This window comes from Streptomyces viridosporus (genome assembly GCF_002078235.1).
Taxonomy (GTDB): Bacteria; Actinomycetota; Actinomycetes; order Streptomycetales; family Streptomycetaceae; genus Streptomyces; species Streptomyces viridosporus.
In genome coordinates, this window is the sequence record NZ_MSGP01000265.1 from 1 (window position 1) to 12,333 (window position 12,333).

At 65.9% G+C, this 12,333-nt stretch carries 11 protein-coding genes; 4 read left to right on the forward strand and 7 right to left on the reverse strand.

Annotated elements, in window-relative coordinates:
- Positions 1-166: 166 nt before the first annotated feature.
- The 4 genes from B7L92_RS40690 (at position 167) to B7L92_RS19520 (ending at position 4,040) form a co-directional block, all read left to right on the forward strand.
- A complete protein-coding gene (locus tag B7L92_RS40690) occupies positions 167-1,921 on the forward strand; it encodes a hypothetical protein (RefSeq protein WP_159461047.1) in 1,755 nt (584 codons plus the stop codon).
- Positions 1,922-2,080: 159 nt separating this feature from the next.
- A complete protein-coding gene (locus tag B7L92_RS19510; RefSeq protein ID WP_081238810.1) occupies positions 2,081-3,247 on the forward strand; it encodes a S8 family serine peptidase in 1,167 nt (388 codons plus the stop codon).
- 102 nt (positions 3,248-3,349) lie between these two features.
- Positions 3,350-3,691: a WXG100 family type VII secretion target gene (locus B7L92_RS19515; protein WP_004982728.1), complete on the forward strand. Its 342-nt coding sequence runs from the start codon at positions 3,350-3,352 to the stop codon at positions 3,689-3,691.
- Between the two features lie 46 nt (positions 3,692-3,737).
- Positions 3,738-4,040 (forward strand): WXG100 family type VII secretion target, encoded by a 303-nt coding sequence (locus tag B7L92_RS19520; RefSeq protein ID WP_004982726.1) that lies wholly within the window; start codon positions 3,738-3,740, stop codon positions 4,038-4,040.
- A 179-nt stretch (positions 4,041-4,219) separates the two neighbouring features.
- Here B7L92_RS19520 and B7L92_RS19525 read toward each other — a convergent pair whose 3' ends face one another.
- From B7L92_RS19525 to B7L92_RS19555, 7 genes are all read right to left on the reverse strand, one after another.
- A complete protein-coding gene (locus B7L92_RS19525; RefSeq protein ID WP_081238811.1) occupies positions 4,220-4,870 on the reverse strand; it encodes a hypothetical protein in 651 nt (216 codons plus the stop codon).
- A gap of 26 nt (positions 4,871-4,896) precedes the next feature.
- A complete protein-coding gene (locus tag B7L92_RS19530; RefSeq protein WP_081238812.1) occupies positions 4,897-5,916 on the reverse strand; it encodes a hypothetical protein in 1,020 nt (339 codons plus the stop codon).
- Between the two features lies 1 nt (position 5,917).
- Positions 5,918-8,191 (reverse strand): hypothetical protein, encoded by a 2,274-nt coding sequence (locus tag B7L92_RS19535; RefSeq protein WP_081238813.1) that lies wholly within the window; start codon positions 8,189-8,191, stop codon positions 5,918-5,920.
- Positions 8,192-8,241: 50 nt separating this feature from the next.
- On the reverse strand, positions 8,242-8,694 hold the full coding sequence (locus B7L92_RS19540) for a hypothetical protein (RefSeq protein ID WP_081238814.1): 453 nt from the start codon (positions 8,692-8,694) through the stop codon (positions 8,242-8,244).
- A 210-nt stretch (positions 8,695-8,904) separates the two neighbouring features.
- Entirely contained in the window at positions 8,905-9,507 is a 603-nt protein-coding gene (locus tag B7L92_RS19545; protein ID WP_143626350.1) for a hypothetical protein, read from the reverse strand.
- Positions 9,504-11,837 carry a DUF6571 family protein gene (locus B7L92_RS19550; protein WP_081238816.1) on the reverse strand — a complete coding sequence of 778 codons (2,334 nt, stop codon included), beginning with the start codon at positions 11,835-11,837 and terminating at the stop codon, positions 9,504-9,506. The genes B7L92_RS19545 and B7L92_RS19550 overlap by 4 nt, the downstream gene beginning before the upstream one ends.
- A 16-nt stretch (positions 11,838-11,853) precedes the next feature.
- Positions 11,854-12,333 (reverse strand): hypothetical protein (locus tag B7L92_RS19555; protein WP_368656254.1); only part of this gene is annotated, 480 nt, incomplete at its 5' end.

Consider the following 12,333-nt stretch of genomic DNA (forward strand, 5'->3'; position numbering starts at 1 on the left):
TGCGGATCGCCGTGCACGGCGTGGACGTCACCTTCGACAACCTCGAAGAGGAACAGCGCCGGCGGTTCCACGAGATCCGGGTCGAGGTCAACCAGACACGGGAAGAGATGCTGGACCAGCAGGTCAAGCGGGACAACCGCGCCGACCGCACCGATGCGGGGTACTGATGAGCGGAGACAAGAAGCCGGACCCCTACCTGGAGGAGCGCCAGGAGGCCCAGGCGCAGAACGGCGCCCTCGACGCGATCACGAACATGACGAGGATCGCCAGCCCCTTCGGCCCCTTCTCCCACAGAGGCTTCCACTTCGGCTCCACCAGCTTCGAGGGCTACGACCTCAACGACATGATCGACATCGTCGAGTCCGCCAACCCCGCACTGCTGGAGTCGGCAGCCGGGGCGCTCGTCGAGGCTCGTGACGCCATCAGGGAAGCGGCGGGGGAACTCGAAAAGAACATCGACGGCATCGACTGGAAGGGCGAGTCCAACACCGCCTTCACCAAATGGGCCACCAGCCTCGTCAAGACTGCCGAAGGCATCGCCGACTACGCCGACATCGTCGGCACCCAGGTCATGGCCGCCGGCTCCGGCCTCGCCTCCGTCCGCAAGTCCATGCCCCCGCGCGACAACCGCACCGACCCCAAGACCGTCGACGACATCCCCGAGGCCAAGCGGGTCGACAGTAACGACGAGTACACGGCGGCCGTCAAGGCGGAGAAGCACCGCCAAGAGGCCATCAACCAGATGTACCGCCTGGCGTCGTACTACACGGTGTCGGCGGGGGCGATGCAGGCGGCCGAGGAGCCGGTGTTCCCGAAGATGCCGGATGCGGGGGTGCCGCGGCCAGTGGAGTACCGCGGATCGGACCCACGGGAGGGCGGGCAGGTATTGCTTACGCCCCTCAATGATGCTCGCACCGCCTATCAAGACTCGCCGAACGCCGAGGTGGGGCGGCCGCGTTCGGATGCGCAGCAGTTGCTTTCTGAGAAAGCAGAAAAGCCTGACGTGCTGCCGAAACAAACTGTGGGCACGGAGGTCAACAGCGTCGGTACGTTGCCGCCGCAGGAGGTCACGAAGCCGACTACGGGCATCCCACCGGCGGTGGCTGGTCCCGTTGGTCAGCAGGGGCCGACTCCTCCCATCGCTCCTGGCGCGGTTCCCTCTGCCTTTCGCGGGACCGTTGGGCGCACCACGGGGTCCGGTGGCGTACCCGCGGCCAAGGTCCCCCCATCGGCGCAGGGACGAACCGGAGGAACGGCAGGCAATGGTCCGGCAGCTCGTACGGGGTCCGGCCCCATGGGCCAGACTCCACGTGCTGCCTCGCCGGGACCGGTGGGAGGCCGTGGGACTGGTCCTCTGGGGCAAGTAGGACGCACTGCCCTGCCCGGTCAGGCAGGGAGCCACGGCAATGGTTCCGTGGGGCGTGGCATCGTCGGCGGGGTACCGAAGCCCGCAGGGCCGGTGCCTGGACACGTCGGTGGTGTCCCCCGCGGTTCTTTGGGCGCCATGGGAGCGACACCGTCCAGCCACAGTGGTTCCAGGCGCAGCAACGACGGCGTTGTCGGCGGGCGGTTTATTAGCGGCGCTACGCCTGGCGGCAATAGCTCCAGGTTGCCGCGCGGCACAGTCATCGGTGGTGAAGGTGTGTCCGGCCCGCGCATGACCGGACAGAGGCCTGGTCAGCACGGGGTGGTCGGAGCGCCTCCTGCGACGTCCAACACAGGACAAGCACCCCGTCGTTCCGTCGGCAGCTCTGACGGTGTCGTCGGAATGTCCAATGGAAGGATCCCTGGCGCCGCAGGGAACAGCGGACGCACCTCTGAGAGCCCCAGGACACAACGTGGTGCCGCAAGCACTCGAGGCTCCGACACGAGTCGTTCACGTCGTGATGAACGGCGCGGCGACACGTCGGCGACGGACTGACCGGACTGAAGAAGGACAGACAGAAGCATGGTGTCAAGGTTCAGCCGATGCGCTGGGCGGAGCGTTCCCTCTCAGAGGCGAAACAGAAGCTGGGGTGCTGGCGTCTGTTCAACACTCGGCGCTCTGGTCCTCCTGACGACAGGTCTGTCATCTGGTGCAGTGGCTGCAGACGTCCAGTCGCAGCAGTGGTACCTGTCGGCGATGAAAGCCGATGAGATGTGGAAAGTGAGCACCGGGAAGGGAGTCAAGGTTGCAGTTATTGACTCCGGTGTAAATCCTGAAACTCCTTCTCTGGCAGGGCAGGTCGTTACGAACGAGGCCCCGCAAGACATCGCTTATGGGGCCACTGATGACTACGACGGCCACGGCACCACTATGGCGGAACTGATTGCTGGTACCGGTGACGGGGGAGGTCTGAAAGGGCTTGCCCCCGGAGTCAAAATCATTTCCTACCGGATAGCGTTCACCGATGTTCTGAAGGACAAGGCGGAGGTAAGTAAGGCTCCGAGCCCGGCCGAAGCGATCAGAGCAGCCGCTGACAGCGAAGCGAAGATTATTAGCATGTCTTTCGGTGTGGGCTCTGATAGTGAAGAGGAGCTTGAAGCGGTCAAATATGCTCAATCCAAGGGCAAGCTGATGTTCGCAGCCGTGGGGAACGATGCAGAAAGGAAAAACCTCATCGACTATCCTGCGGCCTATCCTTACGTAGTAGGTGTTGCTGCATCAGATGAGTCCGGGAAAGTCGCGAAGTTCTCGGAGCACGGCAACTACGTCGACTTGGCGGCTCCGGGTCTGGACCTGCCCGGCTGGTGCGACAAGACCTTCCGCTCGTACTGCAACCAGGCTGGAACGAGTGCCGCCACCGCCCTCACTTCCGCCTCCGCCGCCCTCGTCTGGTCCGCCCACCCCGACTGGACCGCCAACCAGGTCCTCGCCAGCCTCATCGACACCGCCGGCCGCGACTGGGCCAGGGACGACCCGAGCACGTACCTCGGCTACGGCCTGATCCGTCCCCGCAAGGTCCTGGAGAACAAGGACTTCGACCCCGGCCCGGCGAACACCGACCCCCTCGCCAGGGAGAACGCCATAGGCCTTCTGGACGAGTCGGGTAACCCGGTGACTGCCTCCCCCTCCCCGTCGTCTGATCCCTCCAAGGAAACGGAAACGTCGGACAGTGACGGCCAGGACGACCAGACATCAGCAACCGCCTCCGACAAGGACACCTCCGGCAACACCACCCTCTGGGTCGTCCTCGGAGCCGCGGCGGCGGCCCTGGTGATCGGGGGCGGCGCCTTCGCCGTGATCCGCTCACGGCGAAGCGCATAGGAAAGGCGCACGGAACAGCCGGCTCCCGGCACCACCGACCACCCACCACCACGCGGTGCCACACCGCACCGCACCACCGCTCTCACGAAAGGGACTGCCGACATGGCTGACGGCCGCAAGCTTTATGAGGCCCAGGTACAGAAGCTCCAGACGAACGTCATCGACCGGTACGACTCCATCAGGCAGTCTCTCGCCCGCCTCCAGGGGACGATCGACATGATCGAGAAGAACTGGACGGGTCAGGGTGCCATCGCCTTCGACAAGAAGCAGACGGAGATCAACCGCCACATGGCCGCGATCGGCCGGATGCTCGACGACTTCCTCGAGGGCATCCAGCTGAACAAGAAGGACAAGCAGAACCTCGAGAGCCAGATCGAGGCCGACATCGCCAAGATCTCGGTGGAGGACCTCGGCGGAAAGACCTCGGCACTCAGCAGCTACTGACGCGAGCCACCGACCACCTTCCGGTCTTCAACGAAACGAGGAAAACATGTCCGGAGCCCACTACGACGAGCTCGCCGTCTCCTACGGCACCATGGACGCGCTCGCCACCGAACTCGGCGACCAGGCCAGGAAGCTCGAGGAGGACCTCGAGGCCCTCAAGAAGGCCGTGCTCGACGCGGCCGCGGGCTGGGGCGGCGAGGCGTACGAGGAGTTCACCAAGAAGACCAAGGAGTGGGACCGTCACGCCAACGGCATCCACCAGGCCCTGGTCAGCATCGCCCAGCGGGTCGGCACCGCCGGCGGTGACTACCGCGGTGGCGACCTGAAGGGCGCCAGCTACTTCCTGTAGACCGGCCGCAGGAAGCGCGCGGAGCGCGCACAGCGCACGCAGAGAAGCGAACAGGGTGGACACGCGCGGGAGGTGTCCACCCTGTCGTGCGTCTCAGCACGGCAGGACCGGGCCCGGCCCGGAGCATCAGCCGCACAGGTCCTCGTACAGTCGCATCGGCATGCGCTTCCGGCCTCGAACTACTGCACCTGATCCGCGAGCGCCTCGGTGAGGTCGCCGACCTGCTTCCGGCTCAGGGAAGCGGTTCCGGCCTCCCCGACCCCCACCAGGAGGACGGCGTCTCCGTCGCCGTCGAGCTCCAGGCGCACGGCGGCGACATTGCCGCTGTCGGCGACCATCGTCTCTCCGGTCTTGGCTTCGGCCGCTTTGTTGACGTAGCCGACCGTGTCGGCGGCGGAGGAGTTGGTCAGTGAGGCGACCACCGGTGCGAGGACAGTGACCGCATTCGGCTCACGGGTGGCGACGGTGTGCACCCGCACGTCGTCCCGACCGATGTGGAAGGTGCAGCTCACCAGGACGCCGGGGCGCTCGGCCAGCGGTTCTCCGGGCTTGGCACGCTTGCCGCCCTCGGCCGTGGCGACGGGCGTGTCACCGTCCTCCTGCACCGGGCCGGGGCCGGTCTTCCCGTCCAGTCCCGCGTTCTTCGCGGCCTTGGCCAGGTCGTAGGGGAGCGGGCAGGTGCTCGCCCCGTCGTCCGGCATGCCGTCGGCGGTTTCGGTCAGACCGCTCAGGCTCAGCGGCTCCGTGTCGCTGCCGCTCTGGCAGCCGGTCAGCAGGGCTGCCGCGATCAGGGTGGCTGCGATCGTCGGCCGGTGTCGTGGATGTGTCACGTGGCGTGTCCTCAGCGTTCTCTGGGTCAGGGTGTGCCGCAGCCGAACCGTTTGCCGGCGACGTCGACGAAGTTGGCGTAGAGGCTCCGCAGACTCGGGGCGCCGGGCTTTTCGAGGGCGGAGGTGTAGCCCTCATGGACTTCCATGGAGAAGTACGTGGGAGTGCCCGCGCAGTCGGCGACGACATGGGTGGGATCGAAGCCCATGACCTGGAGGTCGGACACGCGTGGCTGTTCCGTGAACCCGGGCGAGGAGCGGATGCCCGCGACGAGGTCCGGCTCCTGAGTCACGGCGTAGGTGGCGTGATCGTCGATCTCGCACGACCAGGTGGGGCCCGCGCTGTCCTGGACCGTTTCCGTCACGTCGGCCCGGACCCGTGCCTTCGGGCCGGGGAATTCCAGACCCGTGAGGCCGCACACCGCACCCTCCCGGCCCCGGCGCGGCTCGGGGGGCGTGTCGAGGGTGCTGGGAGCGGTCAACGGCTTCTCGGACGCGCAGTCCCCCCGCTCGGCCGTGTTGTTGGCGACCTCGGTCAGGAGCCGGGCGAATTCCACCGGGTCCGAGTCCTTCGGGACGTATCCCTCGATGACGGCGGGCCCGCCGGCGGTGGTGCAGGCGTCGGGCAGCAGGACCCAGCCGTGGTCCGAGCCCACCCCGCCGGTGGCGCCGCCGGAGAAGAACGACACCGTGGCAGGGCTGGGCCAGCGGCCGTACTCGCGGAAAGGAAAGTCACCGCGCTCGCGGCTTCCCGAGATCTTCAGGTACGCGGTGTCCGATCCCAGGAGGAAGGACGAGCTCTCCACCGTGCAGGTGAAGGCGATCCGATCACTCGACGAGTCGTCCAGCCCGGCCCGGTCGGAGATACGGCCGGGCCGGGGGAAGACGGCCTCGGCCGATTCGCTGGACACCAGCCCTCCGCACACGTCCTCGCGCCCGAGGAGATTCGTGTTCAGCCACAGGTACGCGCCCGCCGCCGGCACGACGACCGCCAGAACGGGGGCGACCACCCTTCGTCCCAGACGCGCCCGGCCGCTCTTGTCCGTCATGTCACTTCCTCGTACGCAGAGCCGAGTACGCATCCTCGCGCCCGGTGATGAAGCTCTGCTTGGCCTCACCCTTGGCGTGCTCGTGCGCCTCGGTCCCCTTGATGTCGTGCGTGCCGCCCCACGCGTCGAGGAGCGCGTTCGTGCCGCCGATGCCGGCGGACGTCGTGGTGCTGTCCTCGGACCTGGCGACGTCCTCCGCCGCGGCCGTCACGTCCTTGGAGTACTCGTAGGTGGCCGCGTCGATCATGCGCTGGACCGGATCGCCCACCACGGGAATCTGGGTGAAGAGGCCGCCGACCCCGTGGTACGTGTAGCGCATGGCGTCGTTGAGGTTGCCGACCTTGGTGTCCCGGTCGTCGAGGATCATGTCGGACCCGATGGCGGTCATGGCCCCGTAGACCTCGCCGACGTGACGGGCCTTGTTGTCCCAGTCGCCGACGACGTTGCTCCGCTGCTCGGGCGGGGCGTCCCTGGTCGTGTCCAGGTACTCGGCGGAGTAGAGCTTCTGGTTCTCGTACAGGAGGTCGTAGACGAGGACGGGCTCCCCGTCGGGAGTCGTCCCGTACGCCGCGTCGGACACCCCGCGCATCACCCGGAGCAGGCTGTGCTTGCTGTTGGCGATGCTCGACTCGTCGCCGTTCGCGTTGATGCCGTCGAGCCCCTCGGGGCTGCTCGGCTCGGTGCCGCTGAGGATCGCGTGGGTGTCGACCGTGTAGTCGGCGAGGGCGCGTCCGAGGGGCACCTTCAGGTTCTGCGGGATCGCGTCGCCCTTGCCGTCCTTGTCCAGCTGGGTGATGGTCTCCTGCATCACCCGGGCCTGGGCCTCGGTGTGGTGATCGAAGGACGCCCCGGAGGAGTTGGGTTCCCGGCCGGTGGTCGCCGCCTCCAGCGCCGCGCCGAATCCGGTGCGGTTGAGGGGGTCGTCCATGGTGACGATCGTCGGACCGGCGACCGTGCTGTGCTGCGGCCACTCACGCTCGTGGAGCAGGTACTTCAGGTGGTCGTTGGCGACGTGGTCGGAGCCCGCTCCGTTGCCCGCCGGGTCGAAGAAGGAGGTGGCCGCGTCGGGGTTCTTGCTCATGACGCCGAGGAGCCCGTCGAGGGCGTCCGCACGGATTCCGTCGTGGCCGGCCCCCCACTCGGTGTAGATGCCGGGCTGTTTCTTCTCGGCGGCTATGAGGTCGTCGCCCAACTCGTAGAGGAACTGGTCGTCGTACTTGGCGTCGCCGTGCTGCATCAGGCTGACGAAGGACTGGTAGCCGTAGAGCGGCTGGGTGTTGGACCCGTAGTTCTTGGTGCCGTGCTTGTCCAGGCTGTCCATCCACTGCCGGTAGAACCTGCCGTCGTCACTGGCGAGCCAGTCCTTGAACTTCTGCGAGCCCGGAGGCACGTCGGTGACCGAGCCGGGCACCTGGGTCGCCCTGGCGACGGTGTCGGACAGACCGCCCTGCAGTTCCAGGTACGGGCCCTTGTACGCCTTGTTCTCTTCGTGGGCGAGCCGGTTGAGCTCGTTGGCCAGCTTGATGGTGCCGTCGGGGCCGAGGCCCTTCAGCAGGGTCTGGCTGAACACCTTGTCGTCGGAGTTGTCGCGGAAGGCTCGGTCGAGTTCGGCGAGTTCGGTCGTGGAGACCTTCTTGCCGTCGGCGAGCCGGGCTGCGATGTCCTCGGCGTTCTCCGCCTCGTACTTCTCGATGTCGCCCTGCGCCCGGCCGTTGAAGCCGTTGGACGTGCCGTCGGTGAGGTCGGAGTCGACGACGACGGCGTTGAAGGCGATCTCGACGCCCTTGTCGGCGTCGGTGACGTCCTTGACGAGCTGGTCGATGCGGTCCTGCCAGGAACGGACGCTCTTGCGGACGCTTTCCTGGATGTCGGGATCGTGACGGTAGGCGTTGCGGGCGCCTTCGTCGAGCTGTGTCGTGTCGTAGGAGACGACGCCCTGGTCGGACACTTTCATGCCGGCGTCGACGGCACCCTGGCGGGCGGCCTTGAGCTTGCCGCGCAGATCGACGAACTGGGTGTGGGCGTCCCGCAGGAGGGAGGCGATGGCCTTCGCCTCGGTCTGGGCGTTCTGGTACTCCTTGAGGGTGATGTCGAAGCGGCGGTTGGCCGCGTCCGCGCTCAGCCCCAGCCAGGTCTGGCCCATGGACACGCCGTGCACGTCCCGCTTGTAGGCCTTCTCCTGCTTGTTGAACTCCTTGGCCATGTCGTCCCAGGCATCGGCCGCCGTGGTGAGCGTGGCCAGGTCGGTCGTCATGATCTCGTGGTACGTCGGCATGCGTCCCCCGCGGTGCGCGTCGGCGTGAACAATCGGTGGCGGCGGGCGGCTCAGTAGCCGTCCAGGCTGGAGGACTTGCGGATCCCCTGCCCGACGCCGAAGTCGGTGTTCCGGAACAGGATGCCGGTGCTGCGCAGGGCTTCCTTCTCCGACCCCAGGCGGTTCATCAGGTTCTGCACCTGCTCGCCCCAGGTCTTGTGCGCCTTCTTCAACGCGGCGGAGGTGACCCACCCGTGGCCGTCCTTCGCGGCGAAGGCCTTGACCGCGGCGCCGGTCTCCTCGTCCGCCCGGTCGCCGGCCTTGCGGGTGTCGGGCTCGAGGTGCTCCTCGATGGCCTTGGCCGTGGCCTTCTTCCGCGCGGGGCTGGACGCCAGGTCCTTCTGTCCGCCGATCACGGGCCCGGGTGGGCCTCCCGGGTCCGCCGGGTACTGGTTCAGCCGCATCCCGACCGGCTGCCCGGCCCCGCCACCGTTCCCGTACCGCTCCGCGACAGGCTCCGTCATGCCTTCCCGCCCCCGTTCACTCGATCGGCGTGCGCCCGACAGGCTAACAACCGGGCCGGTTCCCCTGGATCACAGGGCCACTACTTGGTCTGCCAAGGAAGGGGGCGGATGTCTGAGGTTGTCTACGGATCGTCTGCCGCTCGACGCAGGGCCCGGAAAACGCCGCGCGCCCCTTCTGGCAGCGTTCCGGTTTCCGGCCGGTGTCGGCCATCAGGACGGGCAGCCGAGTTTTTTCTTGTAGGCGTCGAAGTAGGAGGGGACGAGTTTCTCCAGTTGGGCTTGCGACTTTTTGTTCCATCTCAAGTCGTTGATCTGCACGGACACGACGTCACCTTTTTTGCTGACCCCAGGGCATGGAATCACCGTTGCCACCCCAAAGTTCCAGGAGGCGTATTTGTCATCCCTGAAGTAGCGCAGGTCCTTTACTTCGTAGTACTCGAAGAGGTCGCGTAGCCCGTATCCGCTCTCATGCCAGTCGGCATCGCTGACCACGGAGTCATTCCCATCCACGTACATGTGGCAGAACTGGCCTTCCGCAAGGGTGAAGTAGCCGGGGTCCTGTTCCAGCTCGTCACCGTCATCGAGCAAGGTTTCCAGAACTTCCTTGTCAGCGGGGATTCCACAGATGTTGTCCGGCACCGGGTAGGAAAGCCCCTTCCCTGACGAGTTGCAGGCGGTAAGGGGCAGGGCGAGGAGGAGGGTGATGGTGAGCAATTTCTTTGATGGCAAAGGTGTTCCCCGCCTTCTGTTTCTTTGCGGCAATCGCAGGGGACGCCCCTCGGTAAAGGGAGTCGGGAAGCTGAGGTGTCTCATGTGCCGTCTCCTGCGGAGTTCCACTGGGCGCCGTCAGAGTGGCTCAGTCCGGCTTTGGTGCGAACGGCTCGATCGATGGCGTCCATCGTTTCCTGATCGAACCCTCCGTAGTGCTTGAAGTAGCTGGTGACAGCTGCCGCTGATGCTTCCGTCACCGCCACCCTTCCCTTTGAGTATTCTTTGCCCGCGTCGTGCTCAGCCTTATCTGTAGTGTCCTTCTCGACGCTCTTCACGACGCTTTCGGACACATCTTCTGCCAGCCATCCGACTGGTTCTCCCACAATGGAGAAAGGAGCTGGAATGGCTCCCGTTCCCAGTCCCACGATCCGGTTGACCCACTTTGCGTTGTCGGCCACTGCCTCGTTGTACTCTTTGTTCGAGGCCGTGTGGTAGTCATAGATCGCATCGGCTCGCGAGTTGCTCATGATCCCCGCAATGGCAGCACCCGGCGCGACCAGATTCCCGACGCGGGAGTCGTCCTCCGCGGTGAGGTCCTTCCCTTCCGCCTTCAGGAACTCATGGACCACGTTCGCGGTGTACGCCTGCTGCGCGGAAGTAATGGCGCTATAGGCGTCCGGATCCTGCCCGATCAGGCCGAGGAACTTTTGAGTATTTCCGGACTCCAGGTCGGCAGCTGCGCCGTTTACCGGGAACACCTTGCTGTCGGAGCCCTCCATGTACATCGATCGCTGGAAGTCTCCCATGTAGTCCGCCGAAATATGGCCCAGACTGTCTCGCAGCGCATAAAGCGGACCGGTCTTCTCCTCCTCCAGCTCCCCGTTCATGTTGTGCGTCAGCAGGTCCGGGTTCTTGGCGAACTTCTCCACGATGTCGTGGACCAGTTTCGCCTGCGTCTCGCTGTGCTTGATCGACGGGTCGGCTGTGTCGCTGTCGTACGGGCGGCCCGTCGTGGCCGCTTCGAGAGCATGACCGAGTGCATTCGGTCCGAAGTTGAGGGCCTTCTTCGCCGCGTCTTCATCCGCAAGGACGTTGTGGCTGTTCGTGTCGATCGTCCACTCGAAGTCTTTCTTGGTGAAGAGGTCGAGGTAGGACTTGAAGTCCGTCTTCTCGCCGGACTTGATCGTGCCGTCCTCGTTGTACGCCGTGGGCTTCTCCGTGAAGAACTGCTCGGCCGCCTCGGGGCTGTGTCCCAGTGCCTCCAGGACGCTGTTCAGCGGGTCGTTGCCGCTGCCGAGTTTCCCGGAGGGATTGAATCCGTAGCGGTCGTCGCTGCCGGCGGGTTTGTTGGACAGGAAGCGGTGGGGATCGTCCTGGTGGAGCTGGGTGACGTGCTCCGCGATGGGGGTCAGGAACGCCGGATCGTAGTTCCCGTAGCGGAGCAGGCCGCCCAGGACCTGGTATCCGTACGGTTTGCTCCACATGCCGCGCTCCCACTCGATCTCCTGGGTGCCCAGCTTGCGGAATTCCGCGCCCCACCACGAGGGCAGGTGCTGTCGGTCGCCTCGGACGCTCTGCGGGGTGTAGGGGTCGGTCGCGTTGGCCAGGGCATGGCCCATATACCGCTGCAGGTCCTGCACGCCGGCCAGGCGGGTCTTGGAGGCGTCCTGGCCGGTGCCGTCGGTCGACAGGGCGGCATAGAACTCGAGCGTCTGCCTCGGTCCGCCCAGGCCCTCGAAGAACTCGGTCGCGAACTCCCCGTCCTTCTCGCGCCCGTTGTGGCGCAGCAGCCTGTTCAGTTCCGCGAGTTCGCGGTCGGACATGTCCTCGCGCTTCTTGGCGAGTTCCAGGGCGCGCTCGACCTGTGCGTCGTTGAGGGACTCGTACTTCGCGTGGCCGGCGTTGTACGGGTCGCTCCCGTGCGCCCGCTTGAGTGCCAGCTTGGTGGAGACGTCGATGTCATGGGCGTGGGCGACTTTCCTCGTGATGGAGTCGGCGTAATGCTGCCGTTCCTCCTTCGTGTCGTCCTTGCCGTCCTTCGCATCGGTGCCCGACTCGGGCCGGACGCCCACACTCACCGTTCCGTCGCCGTTGTCCTGAACGGTGTAGCCCTTGTCCTTGGCCTCGGCGGTGAGCGTCCGGACGCTTTTCTGCAGCGCTTCGAGTTCGCGGTGGGCATCGTCGAGGACCTGGAAGATGCTGTTGGCTTCCGTGTGGAGGTCCGCGAACTCCTTGGTGGTCTTGTTCACGAACTCCCTTGTGACACCGGCGTTCACGCCTTCCCAGCGTGCTCGGTCGGACTTTTTCTTGAGACCGTCGCGGGCATCGGCCTCAAGCTGTTTCAAATGGGCGACCGCCTTCTTCCAATCCGACACCGCAGTGCTCAGCCTGCCGAGGTCGACCTGCATCAGGTCGTTGTAGGTGATGGACATCCGAGCTTCCCCTGCGCTACTCGAAGTACTTGTCGAGCTCCGAGACGGGCAGTGCGGAGCCGTCTCTGCGCGTGATGGCTGCGGCAATCTCGGCATCGTCGTTCGCGTGGAGCTTCTTGCTGAAGTCCAGGTGATTCGAGATGTGGGCACAGGCCTGCCGGACCGCCTTCACCTGGCTCTCCCAGACGGTCAACGTCGTCATGAGTTCGTCGCCCATGGCGAAGTTGGCCCGGGACAGCGCCGAGGCCGCCTGGTGGGTGGAGCCGGCGTGGTCGGAGTTCAGGCCGGCACCGGCGATGTCCACCTTCTTCACGAGGTCACCGTGCAGGACGAAGGCATCGTGCCCCACGGCGCCGAGGTCGTCCTGCCGCGCGACCAGGTCGGGCTTGCCGCCGGGGCCCGGCCCCTGAGCAGTCACTTGATTCAGTCGCATGTGCGTCGGCTGCCGGTCGGCAGCCTGAGCCTTCAACTGCTCCCACTCGTCCCATGCCATGGG